Genomic DNA, 24,344 nt, shown 5'->3' with positions numbered 1-24,344 from the left:
CTAATGGTTTACGCCTGCCAGGCGGTTAATCCGGGGATCGGTAAAGATATCCAGCTCGTCACGGCTCTCGGAAGAAAACTCGGACACCACCGCGCCCCGCTTCCCCGCCTGAAACCAGTGCCGGGTATTGGGCGCGATGGTGTATTGTTCGCCAGGCCGCAAGAGGATATAGCGATTGCAGGTATACCAAGGCTCCGCGCCCTCCGGCACCCGGCATACCGGTTCACCGCCGGCGTCATTAAGCGTCAGGTTTTCATCGTCGACAAACAGAAACACCTCGCCCCAACGGCAGCGAAACGTCTCTTGCTTGCCGGGCGTGCCGGCGAAAGGAGGATGCAAATGCTCTGGGCAAGTCTGCTCAGGAAACAGCACCAACTCTTTCGCACAATACCGAGGTGAGTTGACATAGGTCAGCAGTTGCAGCCCTGAGACGGGATAGTCAGCCAAGCCAAACGTCGCAATTTCAATACGTTGCTGCTCTTCTTCGGTCAGAACAATGTCCGCCTCGCGCAAGTATTCCAGCGTAGCGGCTATGGCACGTTGTTGTTTGCTCATCATTTCCCCTGCAAAGTAACGGTATCGATATCAGCATGCTGATATTAAAACCGTCATTGCATCGCCGATTTTGTGATCTTCATCCCCATATTGAATAACAACCCACCAGCAAAATTAACTCCCGTCGAGTAATTCCAACATCGATCACAGTTTAACCCCCCGCTTTAGCCCACTATCGCCGCATTGAAATGATATCGTTACCACAAAAATGATTCACCAGGAGGCAATATGAAAGCATTAGTGTTGGCCAAAGCGGGGGAAATCGCTATTGAGGACGTCCAGCTTGCCGAAACGCTGGGGCCCGATGATGTGCAGATAAAAATTCATTCCGTGGGCATCTGCGGCAGTGATGTGCACTATTACCAACATGGCCGCATTGGCCCGTTCGTGGTTAACGCCCCGATGGTGCTCGGCCATGAGGCCTCCGGCGTAGTGCTCGCGACAGGTAAAAACGTCACTCATCTCAGCATCGGCGATCGCGTTTGCATGGAGCCCGGTATTCCGGATCTCAACTCGGCCCAGACGCGCGCCGGCATTTACAACCTTGATCCGGCCGTGCGCTTCTGGGCGACGCCGCCGGTGCACGGCTGCCTGCGCGAAACCGTCATCCACCCCGCCGCCTTCACGTTCAAATTGCCGGACAACGTCAGTTTTGCTGAGGGCGCCATGGTGGAACCCTTAGCCATCGGCATGCAAGCGGCCACCAAAGCCGGGATCAAACCCGGCGATATCGCGCTGGTGATCGGCGCCGGGCCGATCGGCGTGGTCACCGCCCTCGCGGCGCTGGCGGGCGGCTGCTCGGACGTCATTATTTGCGACCTGTTTGACGAAAAACTCGCCGTGGCGGCCAGTTATGAGGGGCTGCACGCCGTCAATATCAAAACCGGCGACCTGGCGGGGAAAGTGGCCGCGCTCACCAGCGGCAATGGCGCCGATGTCGTGTTTGAATGCAGCGGCGCCAAACCGGCTATCGCTACGCTGGCCGAACATGCGGCGCCAGGAGCGACCGCCGTGCTGGTCGGCATGCCGATCGATGCCGCGCCGATGGATATCGTCGCCGCGCAGGCCAAGGAAATCACCTTCAAGACCATTTTCCGCTACGCCAACATGTACCCGCGCACGCTGCGGCTGTTGAGCAGCGGCAAATTGCGCGTCCAGCCGTTGATAAGCCAAACCTACAAGTTCTCCGACAGCGTGGCCGCCTTCGAGCGCGCGGCGGCGGGACATGCCTCGGACATCAAAATCATGCTGGAAATGGAGTGATCCTATGGCGCTCTATGCTGGCATAGACTGCGGTACGCAAGGCACGAAAGTCGTGATTGTCGACAGCACACAGGGCGTGATCCTCGGTGAGGGCAACGCCCCTCACCGTCTCATCAGCCAAGCCAATGGCCGGCGCGAACAGGAGGCCGACTGGTGGATTGAGGCGCTGGTCATCGCTTTTCGCCAAGCCGTGACTAACGCCGGCGTTGATGCACGGGAGATTCATGCTCTGGGGGTCTCTGGCCAACAACATGGGTTTGTGCCGCTGGACGCAGACGGCAATGTGCTGCACAGCGTCAAGCTGTGGTGCGATACCGAAACCGCAGAGGAAAACGAACGGCTCCTGCAGCAGCTCGGCGGGGCCAACGGCTCGCTGGAAACGCTCGGCCTGCGGATCGCCACCGGTTATACCGCGTCAAAAATCCTTTGGTTCAAGACACACCATCCGGCGCTCTGGGCAAAACTGCACACCGTGTTGTTGCCCCATGACTACTTGAATTTCTGGCTGACCGGGGAGCGCGTAGCGGAATATGGCGACGCTTCCGGCACCGGATTGTTCGATGTGCGCACCCGTCGTTGGAGCAAATCCGCGGTCGATCTCATCGACGACAGCGGCCGCCTGTGGCAGGCCCTGCCGCCGCTCAAAAGCGCGGAATGCTGCATCGGCACGGTGCGCTCCGCCGCCGCGGAAAAACTCGGCCTCGGCCCAACGGTGCGGGTATCGACCGGCGGCGGCGACAACATGATGGCGGCCATCGGTTCCGGCAACATCGAGGCCGGCACCCTCACCCTGAGCCTGGGCACCTCCGGCACGCTATTCGCCTGGTCTGCCGCCCCCGTCACGGCGGAATCGGACATGATTGCCGGCTTCTGCTCCAGCACCAATGGGTGGCTGCCATTGATTTGCACAATGAATGTCACCTCGGCCACCACTGCAGTACAAACGCTGCTGGACGAAGACCTTGCCGGCTTTAACGGTTTATTGGCGCAGGCCTCGCCCGGCGCAGGCGGTGTCGAGATGCTGCCGTTCTTCAATGGCGAACGCGTTCCGCCGTTGCCCCACGCGCGCGCCAGTCTGCATAACCTCGATAGCGACAATTTTACCCGCGCCAATCTCTGCCTGGCGGTGGTCGAAAGCGCCACCTATGGCCTGCGCTATGGCATCGAGCTGTTTCGCCGTCAGGGCATTGAAGCGCGCGAGATCCGCCTCACCGGCGGCGGCGCCCGCAGCGCCGCCTGGCGACAAATCGTCGCGGACGTGATGGGGTGCCCGGTAGTCTGTCTGAAAGCCAAAGAGACCGCCGCGCTGGGCGGCGCCATTCAGGCGATGTGGGCGACGACGTTGGCCGACGATCCGCAGCGGAACGCCGGCGCGTTGCTGGCCGAACTGTGCCGGCGTTTCGTTGCGCTGGATGAAACCACGCGCACACGGCCACATGCCGGCAGACAGGCGCAATACGAGACGCTTTATCAACGGTACCTGCAACGCTTGCAGCAGACCTATCCGGAGGTGCAACTGTGACGCGAGATCCCCAGACGCAAGCGCCCGCCTACCTGCTGGAGGTCAGCGGCGTCAGGAAAGCTTTTGGCCCGGTCGTGGCGCTCAAGAATGCGGAGTTTTGCCTGCGGCGTGGATCCATCCATGCCCTGTGCGGCGGCAACGGCGCGGGAAAATCCACCTTTCTCAGCATTCTGATGGGCTTTATTCAACCCGATGGCGGCGACATTTTTATCAATGGCCAACGCTGTGAATTTCATCATCCCCGGGAAGCCCTCAACGCCGGCATCGCCATCGTGCAGCAGGAGCTGAGCGCGATCCCGGATCTGACGGTGGCCGAAAACATTTGGCTGGGCCGTGAGCCGATACGCCTGGGGTTCGTCGATTTCGCGACGCTCAACCAGCGCACCACCAGCTTGCTCAAGGAACTCGATTTCAAGATCGACGCCCGAGAGAAAATGCGCAACCTGAGCGTCGCCGAGCAGCAGTTGGTCGAGATCGCCAAGGCGCTGTCGCATGCCAATGCCGACATCATCATCATGGATGAACCCACCTCGGCGATTGGCGAGGAGGATGCGCAAAAAATCTTTCAGACGCTTCAGCAACTGGCGGCGAAAGGTAAAGGCATTATTTACGTCTCTCACCGTTTGTCAGAGATATTCCAAATCGCGGACAGCTACACCATTTTCCGCGACGGCGCCTATATCCATGAAGGCTATATCGCTGACATTACCCGTGAGCAGCTGATCGAACACATTATCGGCGGCGAGTACGACAGCGAGTTCGCCAAATTCAACCAGCCCGGCGAAGAGGTCTTGCTGGAGGTCAACGGCCTGTGTTGGCGCAGCAAGATAAAGGATATCAGCCTGCAACTGAAGCACGGTGAGATCCTGGGCATCTACGGCCTGGTGGGATCGGGCCGCAGCGAGTTTCTCGATCTTATCTTCGGCATTCAGCATGCCGACAGCGGCACGATCCGCTTGGGCGACAAGACGCTTAACCGCCATTCCCCGCGAGAGGCCATCGACAGCGGCATTGCCTACGTGACGGAAGATCGCAAGGAAACCGGCCTGGTGCTGTGCCGTTCCGTCAGTGAAAACATCAATATCGCCTCTTTTGCCGGCATCAGCCGAATGGGGTTCGTCAGCGAAAAACGGGAGCAAGCGCGAACCCGCGACATGATCCAGCGCTTCAACGTTAAAACCCACGATGGCGAACAGCCCGTGGGCAACCTGAGCGGCGGCAACCAGCAAAAAGTGGTGCTGGGCCGCTGGGCGCTGCTGGATCCGGAGGTGTTGTTGCTCGACGAGCCGACGCGCGGCATCGACGTCGGCGCCAAGAAAGAGATCTACCGATTTATGTCGGAGTTCGCCTTGCAAAACAAGGGGATCATCATGGTTTCCTCCGAGCTTTCGGAAATTATCGGCATGAGCGATCGCATATTGGTGTTTCGTGACGGGCAGTTGGCCGGCGAGCTTTCGGCGGCCGATGCGAGCCAGGCAGCACTGATGAAACTTGCGGTTTAACAGAGAGAGAAAAAAAATGAGCAGCGCCCACTCCTTATCACCAGGAATTTCATTTTTCACCCGCAATAAACGCCGTATGCACAAATACGGCATTATCATCGCCTTCTTCGCGCTGTGCCTGATCGTGGCGCTGATTGGCGAATATCAGGTCGCCCAGGGGGCCTGGAGCAGCAATTATTTTCTCAGCAATGAAAACACCCTGATCGTCCTGCGTCAGGTCTCGATCAACGGTATTCTGGCGATCGGCATGACCTTCGTCATCATTACGGCCGGCGTCGATCTCTCCGTCGGCTCGGTGCTGGCGTTAAGCGGGATCGTCGCCGCCCGTTTCGCCACCAACAACAGCGGATTGGCTATCGGCGACACCGCGACCGCCGTCATGGCGCCGCTGATCGTGGCGCTGGGCATCGGCATCGTCTGCGGCCTGGTGAACGGCACCGTGTTGGCTCGTTACCGGTTGCAGCCGTTTATCGTCACCATGGGCATGCTCTCCGCGGCGCGCGGGTTAACCATGTTAACCACCAACGGCAATCCGGTATCGCAATTGAACAGCGATTTCCGCTGGTTAGGCAATGGCTATGTCGGCGGCGTTCCGGTGCCCGTCATCATCTTCATCGTGCTGTTCGCCCTCGCCTGGCTGGTGCTGAATAAAACCCTCTTCGGGCGTTACATCTACGCCGTCGGCGGCAACCCGAAAAGCGCGCGCACCTCGGGGATTAACGTCACCCGCATCAAAATACTGGTGTATACGCTGTGCGGCGCGCTGGCCGGCATCGCCGGCCTGATCCTTACGGCACGCACCGGTTCGGCGCAGACCAACGCCGGCGCAGGGTATGAGCTGGACGCCATCGCGGCGGTGGTGATCGGCGGCACCAGCATGGCCGGCGGCGTCGGTACGCTGGTCGGCACTTTCTTCGGCGTGCTGATTATCGGGGTGATGAATAACGGCCTCGATCTGCTCGGCGTGCAATCGTATTACCAACAAATTATCAAAGGCGCATTGATCGTTCTTGCCGTATTGCTCGACCCATCGCGTAAGCAACAGCGCGATTAATAACATCAGACCCAACTCTACCAGGAGAAAACCATGAATAAGACCAAGATAGCGTTGTTTGCCTCTGCCATGATGCTCGGTAGCCTGTCGGCGGCTCAGGCCGCCCCGGTAAAAATCGCGGTATTGATGTACGGCAACAAAGCCGAGTTCGTGCAATTGATGGAAAGGTTCGGCAAGGAACACCCGGCGGTGAAAAGCGGCGAAGCCGTACTGACTTTCTACGATGGGCGTTATGATGCATCGGTGCAAAACGATCAGGCCGCCACCGCTATCCAGACGCGCGCCGATGCCATTATCGTCAACCCGATGGATTTTGAGGCCAATATCGATATCGTCACCAATGCCAACGAAGCCAAAATCCCGGTGGTGGTCACCAACGCGCGCCTGAACACGGACGCGATGACGTCTGAAGTGGTGTCTAATGACGAGTTGGGGGGATACCTGGAAGCCAAAGCCGTCCTGGACAAACTCGACTGCAAGAGCCGGAAGGTGAACGTGGTGATTATCGAAGGCCCGAAAGGCGGCAGCGGCGAGATCCAGCGCGGCAAAGGCAATGATAAAGCGATTGCCGAGTGCGGCGCCGGCCAGGTCACGGTACTTGAGCGCAAAACGGCCAACTGGTCACGCGCGGAAGCGCAGCCGCTGATGGAAAACTGGCTGCAGAAACACCGGGGTAAAATCAACGGCGTGATTGGCCAGAACGACGAGATGGCGCTGGGCGCTATCGAAGCGATCAAAGGCGCCGGCCTGAATGTGAAGGACTTCGCGATTGCCGGCGTTGACGGCGTCTCTGACGCGATTCATGCGGTGCAGGCCGGTGAAATGGTCTCTATTCTGCAAGATGCCAAAGGCCAGATGCAGGGTTCCATCGACGTCGCGCTGCGCGCCGTGAAAGGTGAAAGCTATCAACCGCAGTCGGACATCTGGAAGCAGTACGCCAAGGATCTGAAATGGGAGGGCGGCACGCAGAAGCATTACTACATTCCGTGGACCGTCGTTACCGCAGAGAACGCCCAAGCGCTGTTGGACGCCCGTAAATAATTCTCCCGCCCCCTGCCTTCAGGGGGCCCCGCAGGGGCGCTTGCCTGCGAACAAAAAAAAGCCAGCACGGAGTGGCTGGCTAAAAAGTTCTTCGAGGGAATATCTTGTGCGATAAACATACGCCTTTCACTGCGGGCTTTACTAGCTATCAGTGCGATAGGCACCCTCAGTTAAAATCAACGCCTGCATATCGGTGAACATCGTTTCCCATTCCGCTTGGTCGATATCCATCAAACCAAAGTAACGCAGCATAAAGGCGCCTTCGGTGGCGAGAAACGCCAGGCGCGCGCGCTTGCCTTCTTCCGTCGTCAAATCCAAACCGGCGATGCGGCTGCGATACCATTCGCGCGTGCTCGCCAGATGCTCCGGCGTTTGAATCAGCGTCGCCATCAGCCCGGCGGCCTTGGCGCTGGCGGTCTGATCCGAGCTTTGCGTCGCCAGCATATGCGCGCGCACGCCGGTCTGCGGCGAAGGATCGTCACCGGCGATAGCGGCGAACAGCGTCTCGTAGGCACTGCCCCAGCGATCGAACATGGCGTCAATCAGGGCGTCTTTGCTGCCGAAACAGTACTGCACCCCGCCCTTGGAGATCCCCATCGCTTTGGCGACGGCGTCGATGGTCAGGCCGGCGGCGCCCTGGGTGGCGACGATCTCTTCGGCGGTGTCCAAAACCTTGTCGCGATCGATGCTGCGTTGACGTCCCATTAAGAAACCCTTCTTTTCAATACGAACGTATGGATATATATTATCGCCAGTATACCACCCGGCATCGCCGGAGGGTTACCACAATGGCGGCGCCTTCGCGCCGCCCACGTTAACTGGATTATGACTTATGTACGCCAAGAACCGCTGGTTAATCCTGACAATGGTCGCCAGCGCCCTGTTCCTGATCGTCATCGATATGACGGTGTTATATACCGCCCTGCCGCGTTTAACCCAGGCGCTGGATGCCAGCGCCTCGCAAAAACTCTGGATCGTCAACGCCTACCCATTGGTGGTGGCCGGTCTGTTGCCTGGCGCCGGCATGCTGAGCGATCGCATCGGCCATAAACGGCTGTTTCTCGCCGGGCTGCCGGTGTTTGCCGTCGCGTCGCTGTGCGCCGCTTTCTCGCCTACCGCCGAGTGGCTGATCGCCGCGCGGGTATTCCTCGCCGTTGGCGCGGCAATGATGATGCCCGCCACGCTGTCCATCGTACGCCACGTCTTTACCGACGAACGCGAACGCGCGCTGGCGATCGGCATCTGGGCGTCGGTGGCCTCCGGCGGCGCGGCCATCGGCCCGGTGGTCGGCGGCCTGCTGTTGGAGTATTTCTGGTGGGGCTCGGTGTTCCTGATCAATGTGCCGGTGGTGTTGCTGGTCTGGCCGCTGGCATGGAAACTGATCCCGCGCTGCGGCGGCGATAACCCGCGCCCCGCCGATATCATCGGCTCGGTGCAGATCATGATAGGCCTGGTCGGCGCTATCTATGCGCTGAAGGAATTGAGCAAGCCGGCGCCTGACGTCAGCGCCTTGCTCGCAGCGGCCCTGATCGGCACCCTATTCCTTGCGCTGTTCGTGCGTCGTCAGCAGCGCAGCGCCCACCCGATGATCGATTTCTCCCTGTTCCGCAACCGGCTGTTCGCCGGCGGCATCGGCGTGGCATTGCTGTCGATGGTGGCGCTGATCGGCGTCGAGCTGGTGCTCAGCCAACGCTTGCAACTGGTGCTCGGCCTCAGTCCGCTGCAGGCGGCGCTGTTCATCTTGCCGATCCCGCTGGCCTCGGCGCTGGCGGGGCCAATGGCCGGTTTGCTGCTGCCGCGCTACGGTGAGCGCAGCATCATTCTCGGCGGTTTCGCCCTGACCGCCTTCGGCATCGCCGGCCTCGCCCTGTTCTATCAGAGCGGCATAGCGCCGCAGCTGGCGAGCCTGGCGTTGGTGGGCTTCGGCCTCGGCGGCGTGATCACCGCCGCTTCCACCGCCATCATGCTGAACGCGCCGGAGGAGAAATCCGGCATGGCGGCATCTATCGAAGACGTCTCCTACGAGCTGGGCGGCGTGCTGGGCGTGACGTTGCTCGGCGGGCTGATGACGGCGGTCTACAGTCACAGCTTGGCTCTGCCGGCGGCGCTGCCGGTCAGCGATTTAGCCTATGACAGCATCGACGAAGCGTTGCGCCTGGCGGCCGGAATGGCGGCCGATCGCGCGCAGCAGTTGACGCAGCTGGCGCGTCTGGCCTTTGATCGCGCCTTTATTTCGGTACTGATCGCCGCCGCGCTGTTAATGGCGCTGGGCGCAGGTGTGGTAAAACTGGCGCTGCGCAAGTAACCGAGAAAAGCGACTTTTTTCGCCTGCGGAACCTGCGTAAACTGATTCGGCAATTTGCTCGACGGATTTACCGTCATCGGTTTGAGCGATGGCAATAATGCCTGTTATCGTATTTAACCCTGCGATAAATCCGGTTACTGTAACAGCTATGGAAATTGATTCTGTCTACTATCGGAACAAATAATCAGGAGAAGATTATTATGGCAACGGCAAAGAAAGCAGCAAAAACCCATATCGGCCTTGACAGTAAACAATCGGCAAAACTCGCCGAAGCGTTGAATGCGCTGTTGGCAAACTATCAGGTGCTGTATATGAACGTGCGCGGCTATCATTGGAACATTACCGGCCCGCAGTTCTTTGAACTGCACGCGAAATTCGAAGAGACATATAACGATCTGCTGACCAAGGTGGATGAGCTGGCGGAACGTATTCTGACGTTGGGCTCGCAGCCGCGTCACGCTTTCAGCGATTATCTGAAAACCGCCGACATCAAGGAACACACCAACGTGACAGATGATAAGGGTACGCTGCGCGGCCTGTTGGAAGGGTATTCAATCTTGCTGCAACAGCAGCGTGAGCTGCTGACGGTGGCGGCAGACGCTGGCGACGAAGGCACCGCGTCGTTGATGAGCGATTACATCAAAGAGCAGGAAAAACAGGTCTGGATGCTCAACGCCTATTTGGGCAAATAACTCAGACGCCATAACAAAACAGTCCCTCACGGGACTGTTTTCGTTTTACCACTCGCAGGATACCGCAAACAGCAGCGCGCGCCGATGCTGATCGTCCAGGCGCCGCCGCACCCGGATAATATGGCGATTGCTGCACGACTGGCGTTCCAGCCAGCGATGCCGCCGACGTTGGCTCTGCCGCAACATGCGCCAGCGGCCCACTTCATTTCTACTGCGTCTCATAATTCCGTCACTCGTTCGTCTAATGCCAACCGCGGGCATTATAGCCCTTTCCGCCCGCGATCCAAGCCGCCGTTATCGGCGGCACAGCGAACGCCACGCGGGCAAAAGCCGCCCTTTCAATTTCGGCAAGTGCCTTAACTTCATCATATTTATGTAACATAAGCGCCGATAAAAGGTTTCGCCTTGCCCGATCTGTGCGTACACTCATCATTGGTGGTTTGCGAACGGGATTTTTCGCCTTTATGACAACATTTTATACCGTAATCAGTTGGCTCATGGTGTTCGGCTACTGGCTGCTGATCGCCGGCGTGACGATGCGCATTTTGATGAAACGCCGTGCGGTTCCCTCTGCCATGGCCTGGCTGCTGGTTATCTATATTCTGCCGCTGTTCGGCATCGTCGCCTATTTATCGTTCGGCGAACTGCACCTGGGCAAGCGCCGGGCCGAGCGCGCCAAGGCCATGTGGCCGTCGACCGCGCGCTGGCTGAAGGAATTGAAAGAGAGCCGCCGCATCTTCGCCACCGAATACAGCGAAGTCGCCGAACCGTTGTTCCAGCTGTGCAACCGCCGCCAGGGCATCGACGGCGTCAAGGGCAACCAGCTGCAGTTGCTCACCACTACCGACGACACGTTGAAAGCGCTGATCCGCGACATCGAGCTGGCGCGCCACAACATCGAAATGGTGTTCTATATCTGGCAGCCCGGCGGCCTGGTCGATCAGGTGGCCGAATCGCTGATGGCCGCCGCGCGGCGCGGCGTGCACTGCCGCCTGATGCTGGACTCCGCCGGCAGCCTGCCATTTTTCCGCAGCCCCTACCCAGCGATGATGCGCAACGCAGGCATCGAAGTGGTCGAAGCGCTGAAGGTTAACCTGCTGCGCGTATTCCTGCGCCGCATGGATCTGCGCCAGCACCGCAAGGTGGTGCTGATCGACAACTACATCGCCTATACCGGCAGCATGAACATGGTCGACCCGCGCTATTTCAAGCAGGATGCGGGCGTCGGCCAATGGATCGATCTGATGGCGCGCATGGAAGGCCCGGTGGCCACTACGATGGGCATCGTCTATGCCTGCGACTGGGAGATTGAAACCGGCAAGCGCATTCTGCCGCCGCCGCCGGACGTCAACATCATGCCGTTCGAGCAGGAAAGCGGCCATACCATTCAGGTGATCGCCTCCGGCCCCGGCTTCCCCGAGGAGATGATCCACCAGGCGCTGTTGACCGCGGTCTATTCCGCGCGCGAGCAGCTGATCATGACCACGCCGTACTTCGTGCCGAGCGACGATCTGCTGCACGCCATCTGCACCGCCGCTCTGCGCGGCGTCGAGGTCAGCATCATCGTGCCGCGCGACAACGATTCGATGATGGTGCGCTGGGCCAGCCGGGCGTTCTTCTCCGAGCTGCTGGAAGCCGGCGTGAAAATCTATCAGTTCGAAGGCGGCCTGCTGCACACCAAAAGCGTGCTGGTCGACGGCCAGCTCAGCCTAGTCGGCACCGTCAATCTGGATATGCGCAGCCTGTGGCTGAACTTCGAGATCACCCTGGTGATCGATGACGACGGCTTCGGCAGCGATCTGGCCTGCGTGCAGGAAGATTACATCGCCCGCTCCAAGCTGCTGAACGCCAAAGAGTGGCTGAAGCGGCCATTCTGGCATCGCCTGGTCGAGCGCCTGTTCTACTTTTTCAGCCCGTTGCTGTAAAAGCCGCGGCGAGCGTGCTTTAATAACGCCAAATCATTTGTTATCAGGATTTTTTTATGGATTTGAATAACCGCCTTACCGAAGACGAAACGCTGGAACAGGCCTACGACATCTTCCTCGAATTGGCCGGCGACAATCTGGATCCGGCGGATATTCTGCTGTTCAATCTGCAGTTTGAAGAGCGCGGCGGCGCAGAACTGTACGACCCCTCCGAAGACTGGAGCGAGCACGTGGATTACGACCTGAACCCGGACTTCTTCGCCGAAGTGGTGATCGGTCTGGCGGACAGCGACGGCGAGCCGATCAACGACGTGTTCGCCCGCGTGCTGATCTGCCGCGAGAAAGACCACAAGCTGTGCCACATTCTGTGGAAAGAGTGATTCGCCGCCAGCGCATCGGATAAAAAAAGCCCCGCTTATTCAGCGGGGCTTTTTGTTGCCGGCTAGCGGCGCATTACAGCGGATCGACCTTCAGGCACGAAACCGCATGACGGAAACTGCCCTCCAGCAGCGGACGCGTCTTGGCGCACTCCGGCCCGGCGATCGGGCAGCGAGTGCGGAACACGCAGCCGGACGGCGGATTGATCGGCGAAGGCAGCTCCCCTTCCAACAGCTGGATCTGCTTTTCCTTCTCCTTGTCCGGATCCGGGATCGGCACCGCCGACATCAGCGCCTTGGTGTATGGGTGCTGCGGATTGTGGTACACCTCGTCATAGGTGCCCAGCTCTACCGCATGGCCCAGGTACATCACCAGCACGCGATCGGAAATGTGCTTCACCACCGCCAAATCGTGGGCGATAAAGATCAATGACAGCCCCATTTCGCGCTGCAGCTGCTGCAACAGGTTTACCACCTGCGCCTGAATCGACACGTCCAACGCGGAAACCGGCTCGTCGCAGATCACCAGCTTCGGTTCGAGGATCAGCGCGCGCGCGATGCCGATGCGCTGGCATTGGCCGCCGGAGAACTCGTGCGGATAACGGTTGATCAGGTTAGGCAGCAGGCCGACCTTCAGCATCATCGCCTTAACCTTGTCCTTCACTTCCTGACGCGGCATTTTCGGGTAGTAGGTGCGCAGCGGCTCGGCGATGATTTCGCCGATGGTCATGCGCGGGTTGAGCGAGGCCAGCGGATCCTGGAAGATCATCTGGATATCGCTGCGGGTTTTGCGCCAGTCGGCGTCGTTCATGCCCAGCAGATCTTTACCCAGCCAAGCGACGCGCCCGCTGGTGGCCTTCACCAGGCCGATGATGGCGCGCGCGAAGGTGGATTTGCCGCAGCCGGATTCGCCGACCACGCCCAGGGTTTCCCCCTCGAACAGCCGCAGCGTAACGCCATCGACCGCCTTCAGGGTTTTCGGCGGCTGCCAGAACCACTGCTTGTCGTCATGAATGTCGAAGTGCACTTTCAGATCGGCCACTTCGAGCAGCACTTTCTTGTCGGTTACCGCTGTCATACCAACGCCTCCACCGGTTTAAAGCAGGCGCGCAGGCGCCCTTCCCCAAATTGCTCCAATGGCGGAGCGCTCGCGCACTGTTCCATGGCGTACGGGCAGCGCGGCTGGAACGGGCAGCCTTTCGGCAGCCGCAGCAGGTTCGGCGGGTTGCCGGGAATGGTCAGCAACGCTTCGCCTTCGGCGTCGAGGCGCGGCACCGCGTTCAACAGACCGATGGAATACGGGTGGCTCGGCTGGTAGAACACCTCGCGCGCGCTGCCGTATTCCATGGTGCGGCCGGCGTACATCACCAGCACCTTGTTGCAGATGCCGGCCACCACGCCCAGATCGTGGGTGATCATGATGATGGCGGTGTTGAACTCACGCTTGAGCTCGTTGAGCAGCGTCATGATCTGCGCCTGAACGGTCACGTCCAGCGCAGTAGTCGGCTCGTCGGCGATCAGCAGCTTCGGCCGGCACAGCAGCGCCATGGCGATCATCACGCGCTGGCGCATACCGCCGGAAAACTCGTGCGGATACATGCGCATGCGCTTGCGCGCTTCCGGCATTTTCACCGCGTCAAGCATGCGTACCGACTCTTCAAAGGCTTCGCTTTTGCTCATTTTCTTATGCAGCATCAGCACTTCCATCAGCTGTTCGCCAACGCGCATATACGGGTTGAGCGAGGTCATCGGGTCCTGGAAGATCATCGAGATTTCTTCGGCCCGCAGCTTGTTGAGCTGGTTTTCCGGCAGGTTGAGGATTTCGCGGCCGTTGAATTTGGCCGAACCGCCGATGCGGCCATTGCTGGCCAGCAACCCCATCAGGGCGAACGCGGTCTGCGATTTGCCGGAGCCGGATTCGCCGACGATGCCCAGCGTTTCACCGGCGCGCAGATCGAAGTTCAGATCGTTCACCGCCGTCACGTCGCCGTCCGGGGTGGAGAACGTGACGCGCAGATCTTTCACGTCCAGCAGCGGCGACGCTTTAACGCCGACGGCGGTTTGCAGTTGTGGATGTTCAATGGTGCTCATGGTGGCACTCCTTAACGATCTTTCGGGTCGAGGGCGTCACGCAGGCCATCGCCGATAAAGTTGAAACAAAACAGAGTGACTACCAGGAAACCCGCCGGGAACAGCAGCAACCACGGTGAAACTTCCATTGAGTTGGCGCCGTCGCTGAGCAATGCGCCCCAGCTGCTCAGCGGCTCCTGCGTGCCCAGCCCCAGGAAGCTGAGGAAGGATTCGAACAGGATCATGCTCGGCACCAGCAACGAGGCATACACCACCACCACGCCGAGCACGTTCGGCACGATATGCCGCAGCACGATGTTGCGCGTGGAGACGCCGCACACCAGCGCCGCTTCGATGAACTCCTTGCGCTTCAGACCGAGGGTTTGGCCGCGCACGATACGCGCCATGTCCAGCCACGACACCATGCCGATCGCCACGAAGATAAGCAGGATATTCTGGCCGAAGAAGGTCACCAGCAGGATCACGAAGAACATGAACGGGAAGGAGTTGAGGATCTCCAGCAGGCGCATCATCACCGAGTCGATCTTGCCGCCCAGATAGCCGGACATCGCGCCGTACAGGGTGCCGACGATCACCGCCACCAGCGCCGCCGCCACGCCGACCATCAGCGAGATGCGCCCGCCGATCGCCACGCGCACCAGCAGATCGCGCCCGGAGGAATCGGTGCCGAAATAGTGCCCCGATTCAACGCTGGGTGCGGCGGACATCATCGCCCAATCGGTATCGTCGTAGGCGAATTGCGACAGCATCGGCGCCAGCACCACAAACAGTGTGATCAGCGCCAGTATGAACAGGCTGCTTACCGCCGCGCGGTTGTGCATAAAACGCCGACGCGCGTCTTGCCACAGGCTGCGCCCTTCCACTTCCAGCTTCTCGCTGAAGTGTTCCAGAGCTTCGCTGTTCTTTTTAGTCAACATCATTCGCGTGCTCCAGATTAATAACGGATTTTCGGATCGATGACCGCATACAGCACATCGACGATCGCGTTGAACAGAATGGTCAGAGCGCCCACCAGAATGGTCAGGCTCAACACCAGGGAGTAGTCGCGGTTCAGCGCGCCGTTAACGAACAGCTGGCCGATCCCCGGCAGACCGTAGATGGTTTCGATCACCATCGAACCGGTGATGATCCCGACGAACGCCGGGCCCATGTAGGACAGCACCGGCAACAGCGCCGGCTTCAGCGCGTGGCGGAAAATGATGCGACGCATCGGCAAGCCTTTGGCGCGCGCGGTGCGGATGAAGTTGGAGTGCAGCACTTCAATCATCGAGCCGCGCGTGATACGGGCGATGCTGGCGATATAGGCCAGCGACAACGCCACCATCGGCAAGATGATGAACTTAGGCGCACCACCGTTCCAGCCGCCGCCCGGCAACCATTTCAACGTGATGGCGAAGATCAGCACCAACAGCGGCGCCACCACGAAACTGGGTATCACCACCCCGGTCATGGCGAACCCCATCACCGTATAGTCCCATTTGGTGTTCTGGTTCAGCGCGGCGATCACACCGGCGCTCACGCCCAGCACCACCGCCAGCAGAAACGCGGCCAGGCCGAGCTTGGCGGAGACCGGGAAAGAGCTGGCCACCAAATCGTTGACCGAATAATCCTTGTATTTAAAGGACGGGCCGAAGTCTCCCTGCGCAAGCTGCGCCAGATAATGACCGTACTGTTTCCAGATCGGGTCGTTCAAATGATATTTGGCTTCGATATTCGCCATGACTTCCGGCGGCAATGCGCGTTCCCCGGTAAATGGACTGCCGGGCGCCAGGCGCATCATGAAGAATGAGATGGTGATAAGGATAAATAGTGTCGGGATCGCTTCCAACAAGCGACGAAGTATAAATTTAAGCATTGCCCTAACCCTGTGCGACAGCCTGATGACGGCTTATTATTCTCAACATGGGCCGGCGGCCTGCGCCGCCGGCTCTTACCGTATCAATGCTTGATGATGTACAGGTTTTTGTCGTACACGTTATCAAGCGGGTCTTTGCCGGTGTAGCCACCAACGTAAGGTTTCACCAAACGGGCGTTCACGTAGTAATACAGCGGAACGATGGCGGAATCTTTATCCAGCTGAACTTCCGCTTTCTGATACAGTTCGGCGCGCTCGTCTTTGCTCTTCGCGGTCAACACGTTGGCCATCAGCTTGTCGAACTCGGCGCTCTTGTAGTGCGGGGTGTTACTGCTGCTGTCGGACAGCATCATGTTCAGGAACGAACTCGGTTCGTTGTAGTCGGCGCACCAGCCGGCGCGCGCCACGTCATAGGTGCCCTGATGGCGGGTATCCAGGAAGGTTTTCCACTCCTGGTTCACCAGCTTCACGTCCACGCCCAGATTTTTCTTCCAGATGGAGGCGGCGGCGATCGCCAGCTTCTTGTGCAGGTCTGACGTGTTGTACAACAGGGAGAAGGTCAGCGGTTTACCCGGGCCGTAGCCGGCGTCGGCCAGCAGTTTCTTCGCCACTTCGTTGCGTTTTTCCTGCGTCCAGCCGAACCACTCCGGCGCGGTCAGCTTGGCGCCGTCGGTGTATGGCGGCGTAAAGCTGTAGGCCGGCAGATCGCCCTGATTTTTCACCTTGTTGACGATGATGTCGCGATCCATGCCCAGCTTCAGCGCTTCACGCACGCGCGCATCGGTGAACGGCGCCTTCTGGTTGTTGATTTCGTAGTAATAGGTGCACAGATAAGGATCGACGTGCACCTCTTTCGGGATCTCTTTCTTCAGCTTCTGGAACAGTTCGATCGGCATGTTGTTGTAGGTCATGTCGATTTCACCGGTGCGGTAGCGGTTAACGTCGGTCACTTCCGACGAAATAGGCAGGAACGTCACTTTATTGATGATGGTTTTGGCGTTATCCCAATATTCCGGGTTGCGTTCCAGTACGATGCGTTCGTTGACAATCCAGTCTTTCAGTTTGTAAGCGCCGTTGCTGACGTAGTTGGCCGGCAGCGTCCACTTCTCGCCGAATTTCTCCACCGCGTCTTTGTAAACCGGCTTCATGGCGTAGTGCGGGGTCATTTCAACCAGATAAGGCACCGGCTCGCTCAGGGTCACCTGGAAGGTGTGGTCGTCGATGGCCTTCACGCCCAGCGTCGACTTGTCTTTTTTGCCGGCGATGATGTCATCAACGTTTTCCACATGGGCGTACTGCAGGTAGCTGGCGTAAGGCGACGCGGTTTTCGGATCCACTACGCGCTGCCAGCTGTAGACGAAATCTTGCGCCGTCACCGGCTTGCCGTTGGACCATTTGGCGTCTTTGCGCAGGTGGAAGGTCCAGACTTTGAAATCCTTGTTATCCCAGCTTTCCGCGACGCCCGGCACGATGGAGCCGTCCGGGCTGTTGTTCGCCAGGCCTTCCATCAGATCGCGGGTCACGTTGTTTTCCGGCACGCCCTCGATTTTATGCGGGTCAAGCGACTGCACTTCGGAACCGTTGTTTTTGACGATTTCTTGCTTGTCGGCCAGTTGCACGCCTGCAGGAACGTCGGCGGCAAAGGCGGAGGTGGTTGCTGTGATGCCCAGCGCGGCGATGACGCCGGCGGCAATGAGCGTTTTCTTCGTGATGTTGGTCATACTTATCGACTCCAGTTTTTATTATCACAGGCTCTTCGTGGAACCTGCGTTGCCCGTAAGCGGACTCTGTTTCCCGCCGCCGCGGAACGAATGCGGCGGCCGGCCTTCCCTATATTCCTCCGCGAGCTAGCGGGAGGAATACCCCTTTTACTGCTTGATAATGTACAGATTTTTAACGTCGGTATAGTCCAGCGGATCTTTGCCGGTGAACCCGCCTACCGTCGGCTTAATCAACCGCGCGCTGACGCGGTAATACACCGGGATCAACGCGGAGTCTTTGTCCAGCTGCGCTTCTGCCTGCTGATAGAGCGCGGCGCGCGCGGCCTCATCCGGCGCCTTCAGCGTGGCGGCCATGATGGCGTCGAACGCCGGGCTCTTATAAAACACGGTATTGATGCTGCTGTTGGACAGCACCAGGTTCAGGAACGCGCTGGGCTCGTTGTAATCCCCGCACCAGGTGGCGCGCGCCACGTCGTATTGCCCCTGATGGCGGCTTTCCAGCGAGGTCTTCCACTCCTGATTGCGCAGCGTGACGTCGGCGCCGAGGTTCTTTTTCCACATCGACGCGGCGGCGATCGCCTGCTGTTTGTTTTGATCGGAGGTGTTGTACAGCAGCGAGAACTTCAGCGGCTTGGCGTCGCTGTAACCCGCTTCCGCCAGCAGTTTCTTGGCTTCGGCGTTGCGCTGTTCCTGGCTCCAGCCGGCCCACGCGGGCGGCGTAAAGTTGGCGCCTTCCGTAAAGGTCGGCGTGAAACTGTAGGCCGGGATCTGCCCCTGGCCCATGATCTTGTTGGCGATGATGTCGCGATCCAGCGTCATCTTCACCGCCGCACGCACCCGCGGATCGGTGAACGGCGCCCGCTGGTTATTGAGTTCGTAATAGAAAGTGCACAGATAAGGGTTAACGTGCAGTTGCTCGGGCACTTCGCGCTTCATTTTGACGTACAGGTACGGCGGGATCGCGCTGTTGGTGATGTCGATCTCGCCGCTGCGGAAGCGGTTGACGTCGCTGACTTCGGAAGCGATCGGCAAGAAGGTCGCCTGATTGATCACCGTCTGCTTGTTGTTCCAGTAGCTCGGGCTGCGCTCCAATACGATGCGCTCGTTCACCACCCACTCTTTCAGGCGGTAAGCGCCGTTGCCGACGTAGTTGGCGGGCAACGTCCATTTATCGCCGAATTTCTCCACTACCGCGCGTTTCACCGGTTTGAGCGACGTGTGGCTCAGCATGCTGATGAAATATGGCACCGGCTCGCTCAGCGTCACCTGCAGCGTCTGGTCGTCCAGCGCCTTGACGCCGAGGGTCTGCGGAGGCTTCTTGCCGGTCAGGATGTCGTCGATATTGTCGACTTTGGTGTATTGCAGGTAGCTGGCATAGGGCGAGGCGATTTTCGGATCGGCCAGACGCTGCCAGCTGTAGACGAAGTCTTGCGCGGTCACCGGACTGCCGTCGCTCCACACCGCGCCGGGGCGCAAGTGGAAGGTCCATTGCTGATAATTCTGGTTTTCCCAGCTCGCCGCCGCCGCCGGCACCACATGCCCGTTGGCGTCGGTGCTCACCAGCCCTTCCAGCAGGTTAAGAATGATATTGCTTTCCGGTACGCCCTCGACCTTATGCGGATCCAATGAAGCCACTTCGCTGCCGTTGTTGATCACAATATTCTGCTGCTGCGCCAACTGAACGCCGGCCGGCACTTCCGCCGCCAAACTGCTATTTATGGCGCCGACGCTCAGCGCGCCGCTAATCAACAAGGTCAAAGAAGTGCGCTTCAGGGTTTGCTGCATAATCGAGGCTCCTTTTCACCGACAAGCATCGCTTATCGAAGTTTGTGAAGTGTTTATAAGAATTCTAAATAAACGGATACCAGCAAAAATCATTCCCGTTTTTATGGCGCATTTCAGTTAATTGACCACGGGAAAGTTGCTCGGAAATTAGCAGAAGCCAAATTCCATAGCCAATAAATTTTACGAAAATGTTAAGCAATTCTCTTTTATCGCACGAAGCCCGATCCGGCCCCCAAGCTCGGGGACGCGGAGAAACAAAATTATCGCTATGATTTTAAAGAAAAAAAAGACAAAATCATTTCATTTGAAACCATCAACGCAATCTCATTACCGCACAAAGAAACATTCAGTTAACAATCCAGACATTCAAAGAACAAACACCTGCCTATGGTCGGTTAATCACTAATAACACCTGGATGAAAGTGAGACAAGCCCCACAGAATGATGTGATTAATTTAACAACAGCTTTACCGTTGAGTGGGGGCAAAACGCGCGGAAATGGGGGAGGAAAAGTGTCTGAAATAACGCTTAGCGTTTTTTTTGCACAGCAACATGAGATTTATGCAACATAAGAGTGCAACCGCATAAATTTTATTCATCCTGTGCACTATAATAATGCGAACCAATAAATAATTTAAACTTTAAAATTAATTTTAGCCGCGCCAAGGCGAAAGGTGCGCGGCTAAACAAAGGGTATTACAACAGGCCGGGGAATATCGCCTTAATACCGGTAACGATAAACTCGATCCCGAGCGCCATCAGCAACAGACCCATGATACGGGTGATCACGTTGATGCCGGTCTGCCCAAGCAAACGCACCAACAGCGGCGCGGCGCGGAACAACAACCAGCAGCAAAAGGCGAACAAGGCGATCGCGACCGTAAAGCCGAGCAGGCTTTGCCAGTTGTGATAACGGGAACTCCACACGATGGTGGAACTGATCGCCCCCGGCCCCGCCATCAGCGGCAGCGCTAACGGCACCACGCCGATGCTCTCGCGGATCGCGCTCTCCGATTTTTCCTGTTTGTTCTGTTTGTCTTCTCCCAGCTTGCCGCTGATCATCGACATGGCGATGGTCACCACCAGAATACCGCCGGCGATGCGGAACGAATCGATGGAGATGCCGAACATCCGCAAGATCCCTTCGCCCAGGAACAGCGATGTCCACAGAATAATGGCGACCGACAGGTTGGCGGTCAGGTTGGTTTTATTGCGCCCTGCTTCCGCCTGGTAGCTCGTCATGCTGATAAACACCGGCAAGATGCCCACCGGGTTGACCAGCGCAAACAGACCGACAAAGAACTTGATAAAGCCGGAAAGATCCAACAGAGATTGGCCCACAGATGGCTCCGCGTTAAGTGCTATAAAAGGTGTGCTGCCTATGCGCGCTAATGTAATGGAATTGCCGCGGGTAATCCATCCGGCGAAAGCAGCATTTTTAACTGCCAGCAAGTTAGGCAACAAAACAAATGCCCTTTGTTAAAGTGATGTATGGCCTTTTGATTTTTTATGTTGAAAAAAGAGTCATCGATCACAGTTATTGATAATCACTCTCAACACCGCCAAGCTGAAAGGTGTCAGCTTGCACTTTTCATGATTTAGATCACAAATCAACTACCCAACAGTGGGTAAGCTCTTAGTCGTAGTCAGGGAGTAGAACAAAGTCGGTGGCAATCCAGCCGGTTCCGTTCTCTTCACTGCCTGCCCCTCCGGTTGGCGTAGGGTAAAGCTCTTTAAGCAAATCAGCAGCATGCGAAGAAATAACGCGGGAAAGCCCCGGTATTCGAATCACCGTTTATTCCCGTTATGACTATACTAGTGGCTCGCACGGCTTATTTACTGAAAGAGTTTAACATTATCAGGAGAGCATTATGGCTGTAACGAATGTCGCTGAACTGAACGAGCTTGTCGCACGTGTCAAAAAAGCCCAGCGCGAATATGCCAACTTCACTCAAGAGCAAGTGGATAAAATCTTCCGCGCTGCCGCCCTCGCCGCTGCTGATGCCCGTATCCCGTTGGCCAAAATGGCCGTGGAAGAATCCGGAATGGGTATCGTCGAAGACAAAGTGATCAAAAACCACTTCGCTTCCGAGTACATCTACAACGCCTATAAAGATGAAAAAACCTGTGGCATCCTGTCTGAAGATGACACTTTCGGTACCATCACTATCGCCGAACCTATCGGCCTGATTTGCGGTATCGTTCCTACCACCAACCCAACTTCTACCGCGATCTTCAAAGCGCTGATCAGCCTGAAAACCCGTAACGGCATCATCTTCTCGCCGCACCCGCGTGCGAAGAATGCCACCAACAAAGCCGCCGATATCGTGCTGCAAGCCGCTATCGCCGCCGGCGCGCCAAAAGACATCATCGGTTGGATCGACCAGCCTACCGTCGAGCTGTCCAACCAGCTGATGCACCACCCTGACATCAACCTGATCCTCGCCACCGGTGGCCCGGGCATGGTGAAAGCCGCCTACAGCTCCGGCAAACCGGCTATCGGCGTCGGCGCCGGCAATACGCCGGTCGTGGTAGACGAAACCGCAGATATCAAACGCGTGGTCGCCTCTATCCTGATGTCCAAAACCTTCGACAGCGGCGTTATCTGCGCTTCCGAACAGTCGGTCATCGTCGTTGACGCTATCTATGATGCGGTACGCGAACGTTTCGCTTCCCACGGCGGCTATCTGCTGCAGGGCAAAGAACTGAAAGCGGTGCAGGACATCATCCTGAAAAACGGCGGCCTGAACGCGGCCATCGTCGGGCAATCCGCACCGAAAATCGCCGAAATGGCAGGCATCAAAGTGCCGACCAACACCAAAGTGCTGATCGGTGAAGTGAAGCTGGTCGACGAGTCCGAACCTTTCGCGCATGAAAAACTGTCGCCTACCCTGGCGATGTACCGCGCCAAAGACTTCGAAGACGCCGTCGCCAAAGCCGAAAAACTGGTCGCCATGGGCGGTATCGGCCACACATCCTGCCTGTACACCGACCAGGATAACCAAACGGCTCGCATCGCCTACTTCGGCGATAAAATGAAAACGGCTCGCATTCTGATCAACACCCCGGCTTCTCAGGGCGGTATCGGCGACCTGTACAACTTCAAACTCGCGCCTTCGCTGACGCTGGGTTGCGGTTCCTGGGGTGGTAACTCCATCTCTGAAAACGTCGGACCTAAACACCTGATCAACAAGAAAACTGTAGCGAAGCGAGCAGAAAACATGTTGTGGCATAAACTTCCGAAATCGATCTACTTCCGCCGTGGCTCGCTGCCTATCGCGCTGGAAGAAGTGGCGACCGACGGGGCGAAACGCGCCTTCATCGTGACCGACCGTTTCCTGTTCAACAACGGCTATGCCGACCAGATCACCAAGGTTCTGAAGTCTCACGGCATCGAAACCGAAGTGTTCTTTGAAGTGGAAGCCGATCCGACGCTGAGCATCGTGCGTAAAGGCGCCGAGCAGATGAACTCCTTCAAACCGGACGTCATCATCGCGCTGGGCGGCGGTTCGCCGATGGACGCCGCGAAAATCATGTGGGTGCTGTACGAACATCCTGAAACCCACTTCGAGGATCTGGCGCTGCGCTTCATGGACATCCGCAAGCGTATCTACAAGTTCCCGAAAATGGGCGTGAAAGCGAAAATGATCGCCATCACCACCACCTCAGGCACCGGTTCGGAAGTCACGCCGTTCGCCGTCGTCACCGACGACACTACCGGGCAGAAATACCCGCTGGCCGACTATGCGCTGACTCCGGACATGGCGATTGTCGACGCCAACCTGGTGATGAACATGCCGAAATCCCTGTGCGCCTTCGGCGGTCTGGATGCGGTCACCCACGCGCTGGAAGCCTACGTCTCGGTGCTGGCGAACGAATACTCCGATGGCCAGGCGCTGCAGGCGTTGAAACTGTTGAAAGAGTATCTGCCGGCCAGCTATAAAGAAGGCGCGAAAAACCCGGTTGCCCGTGAACGCGTGCACAACGCCGCCACCATCGCCGGTATCGCTTTCGCCAACGCCTTCCTCGGGGTTTGCCACTCCATGGCGCACAAGCTGGGTTCGGAGTTCCACATTCCGCACGGCCTGGCCAACGCGATGCTGATTTCCAACGTCATTCGCTACAATGCGAACGACAACCCGACCAAGCAGACGGCCTTCAGCCAGTACGATCGCCCTCAGGCGCGCCGCCGCTACGCTGAAATCGCCGACCATCTCGGCCTGAGCGCGCCGGGCGACCGCACCGCGCAGAAGATTGAGAAACTGCTGGCCTGGCTGGACGAGTTGAAAACCGAGTTGGGCATCCCGACTTCCATCCGCGAGGCGGGTGTGCAGGAGGCGGACTTCCTGGCGAAAGTTGACAAGCTGTCGGAAGACGCGTTCGACGACCAATGCACCGGCGCCAACCCGCGCTATCCGCTGATTGCCGAACTGAAGCAAATCATGCTGGATACCTTCTACGGCCGCGAATTCAGCGAAGCGGTCGACGAGGAAGCGACAGCTCCGGCTGCAGCCAAAGCCGCGGTAAAGAAGCCCAAGAAATAACGGTTTCGTAAACCGATAAAAAAACCCGCCAAACGGCGGGTTTTTTATTGCGCCAGAGGCGCTGCATTTCGACTCACGCCGCCAAAACGCCTCAGCGGGCTTTGGCGGCGTT

The 24,344-nt window shown here is 58.1% G+C and carries 20 protein-coding genes; 10 read left to right on the top strand and 10 right to left on the bottom strand.

Translation table 11 applies throughout. The features are described from left to right. Positions 1 to 555 (bottom strand): D-lyxose/D-mannose family sugar isomerase, encoded by a 555-nt coding sequence (locus tag ACMGGK_RS10030; RefSeq protein ID WP_028127467.1) that lies wholly within the window; start codon positions 553 to 555, stop codon positions 1 to 3. A gap of 228 nt (positions 556 to 783) precedes the next feature. Between ACMGGK_RS10030 and ACMGGK_RS10025 the strand changes: the two genes are divergently transcribed. The 5 genes from ACMGGK_RS10025 to ACMGGK_RS10005 all read left to right on the top strand — a co-directional run bounded on the left by ACMGGK_RS10025 (position 784) and on the right by ACMGGK_RS10005 (position 6,937). Further along, entirely contained in the window at positions 784 to 1,818 is a 1,035-nt protein-coding gene (locus tag ACMGGK_RS10025) for an NAD(P)-dependent alcohol dehydrogenase (protein WP_004932112.1), read from the top strand. A 4-nt stretch (positions 1,819 to 1,822) separates the two neighbouring features. Beyond that, entirely contained in the window at positions 1,823 to 3,340 is a 1,518-nt protein-coding gene (gene xylB, locus ACMGGK_RS10020; protein WP_016927503.1) for a xylulokinase, read from the top strand. Further along, the gene (locus tag ACMGGK_RS10015) at positions 3,337 to 4,842 is read left to right on the top strand and encodes a sugar ABC transporter ATP-binding protein (protein ID WP_420276860.1); all 1,506 of its coding nucleotides are present in this window, start codon (positions 3,337 to 3,339) and stop codon (positions 4,840 to 4,842) included. Before xylB ends, ACMGGK_RS10015 begins: the two co-directional genes overlap by 4 nt. Positions 4,843 to 4,918: 76 nt before the next feature. Next, positions 4,919 to 5,896, top strand: a complete 978-nt coding sequence (locus ACMGGK_RS10010) for an ABC transporter permease (RefSeq protein ID WP_016927501.1) — start codon at positions 4,919 to 4,921, stop codon at positions 5,894 to 5,896. 33 nt (positions 5,897 to 5,929) lie between these two features. Continuing rightward, on the top strand, positions 5,930 to 6,937 hold the full coding sequence (locus tag ACMGGK_RS10005) for a substrate-binding domain-containing protein (RefSeq protein ID WP_016927500.1): 1,008 nt from the start codon (positions 5,930 to 5,932) through the stop codon (positions 6,935 to 6,937). Positions 6,938 to 7,078: 141 nt separating this feature from the next. On the opposite strand, the gene ACMGGK_RS10000 is transcribed toward ACMGGK_RS10005, so the two are convergent. Beyond that, positions 7,079 to 7,642, bottom strand: a complete 564-nt coding sequence (locus ACMGGK_RS10000; RefSeq protein ID WP_025303067.1) for a TetR/AcrR family transcriptional regulator — start codon at positions 7,640 to 7,642, stop codon at positions 7,079 to 7,081. 127 nt (positions 7,643 to 7,769) lie between these two features. Here ACMGGK_RS10000 and smfY point away from each other — a divergent pair, with 127 nt between their 5' ends. After that, positions 7,770 to 9,242: a multidrug efflux MFS transporter SmfY gene (gene smfY, locus ACMGGK_RS09995; RefSeq protein WP_079449795.1), complete on the top strand. Its 1,473-nt coding sequence runs from the start codon at positions 7,770 to 7,772 to the stop codon at positions 9,240 to 9,242. A gap of 200 nt (positions 9,243 to 9,442) precedes the next feature. After that, a complete protein-coding gene (locus tag ACMGGK_RS09990; RefSeq protein WP_004932132.1) occupies positions 9,443 to 9,934 on the top strand; it encodes a Dps family protein in 492 nt (163 codons plus the stop codon). A gap of 45 nt (positions 9,935 to 9,979) precedes the next feature. Here ACMGGK_RS09990 and ACMGGK_RS09985 read toward each other — a convergent pair whose 3' ends face one another. Continuing rightward, positions 9,980 to 10,156, bottom strand: coding sequence for a YciY family protein (locus ACMGGK_RS09985; protein WP_025159792.1), 177 nt, complete (start codon positions 10,154 to 10,156; stop codon positions 9,980 to 9,982). A 242-nt stretch (positions 10,157 to 10,398) separates the two neighbouring features. On the opposite strand from ACMGGK_RS09985, the gene cls reads away from it, so the two are divergent. Both cls and ACMGGK_RS09975 read left to right on the top strand, forming a co-directional pair. Next, complete coding sequence (gene cls / locus ACMGGK_RS09980) at positions 10,399 to 11,859, top strand: cardiolipin synthase (protein WP_004932137.1); 1,461 nt, start codon at positions 10,399 to 10,401, stop codon at positions 11,857 to 11,859. Between the two features lie 56 nt (positions 11,860 to 11,915). Continuing rightward, entirely contained in the window at positions 11,916 to 12,239 is a 324-nt protein-coding gene (locus ACMGGK_RS09975) for an HI1450 family dsDNA-mimic protein (RefSeq protein ID WP_004932139.1), read from the top strand. A 73-nt stretch (positions 12,240 to 12,312) separates the two neighbouring features. Here the strand turns inward: ACMGGK_RS09975 and oppF are convergent, their stop codons facing one another. The 7 genes from oppF to ACMGGK_RS09940 form a co-directional block, all read right to left on the bottom strand. After that, entirely contained in the window at positions 12,313 to 13,314 is a 1,002-nt protein-coding gene (gene oppF / locus ACMGGK_RS09970) for a murein tripeptide/oligopeptide ABC transporter ATP binding protein OppF (RefSeq protein WP_004932143.1), read from the bottom strand. After that, positions 13,311 to 14,327: an ABC transporter ATP-binding protein gene (locus ACMGGK_RS09965; protein ID WP_016927496.1), complete on the bottom strand. Its 1,017-nt coding sequence runs from the start codon at positions 14,325 to 14,327 to the stop codon at positions 13,311 to 13,313. The genes oppF and ACMGGK_RS09965 overlap by 4 nt, the downstream gene beginning before the upstream one ends. 11 nt (positions 14,328 to 14,338) lie before the next feature. Then, complete coding sequence (gene oppC, locus ACMGGK_RS09960; RefSeq protein ID WP_004932149.1) at positions 14,339 to 15,247, bottom strand: oligopeptide ABC transporter permease OppC; 909 nt, start codon at positions 15,245 to 15,247, stop codon at positions 14,339 to 14,341. A 14-nt stretch (positions 15,248 to 15,261) separates the two neighbouring features. Beyond that, a complete protein-coding gene (gene oppB / locus ACMGGK_RS09955; protein ID WP_004932150.1) occupies positions 15,262 to 16,182 on the bottom strand; it encodes an oligopeptide ABC transporter permease OppB in 921 nt (306 codons plus the stop codon). An 83-nt stretch (positions 16,183 to 16,265) separates the two neighbouring features. Next, positions 16,266 to 17,903, bottom strand: coding sequence for an oligopeptide ABC transporter substrate-binding protein OppA (gene oppA, locus ACMGGK_RS09950; RefSeq protein ID WP_016927494.1), 1,638 nt, complete (start codon positions 17,901 to 17,903; stop codon positions 16,266 to 16,268). A gap of 147 nt (positions 17,904 to 18,050) precedes the next feature. After that, the gene (locus ACMGGK_RS09945; RefSeq protein ID WP_016927493.1) at positions 18,051 to 19,688 is read right to left on the bottom strand and encodes an ABC transporter substrate-binding protein; all 1,638 of its coding nucleotides are present in this window, start codon (positions 19,686 to 19,688) and stop codon (positions 18,051 to 18,053) included. Positions 19,689 to 20,384: 696 nt separating this feature from the next. Continuing rightward, positions 20,385 to 21,029: a YchE family NAAT transporter gene (locus tag ACMGGK_RS09940; protein ID WP_015378089.1), complete on the bottom strand. Its 645-nt coding sequence runs from the start codon at positions 21,027 to 21,029 to the stop codon at positions 20,385 to 20,387. Positions 21,030 to 21,559: 530 nt separating this feature from the next. On the opposite strand from ACMGGK_RS09940, the gene adhE reads away from it, so the two are divergent. After that, positions 21,560 to 24,232: a bifunctional acetaldehyde-CoA/alcohol dehydrogenase gene (gene adhE, locus ACMGGK_RS09935; RefSeq protein WP_420276859.1), complete on the top strand. Its 2,673-nt coding sequence runs from the start codon at positions 21,560 to 21,562 to the stop codon at positions 24,230 to 24,232. The last annotated feature ends 112 nt before the right edge of the window (positions 24,233 to 24,344 follow it).

Source organism: Serratia sp. BNK-33-b (assembly GCF_048684565.1).
Classification (GTDB): Bacteria; Pseudomonadota; Gammaproteobacteria; order Enterobacterales; family Enterobacteriaceae; genus Serratia; species Serratia marcescens.
This window is presented reverse-complemented; position numbering and strand designations above follow the sequence as displayed.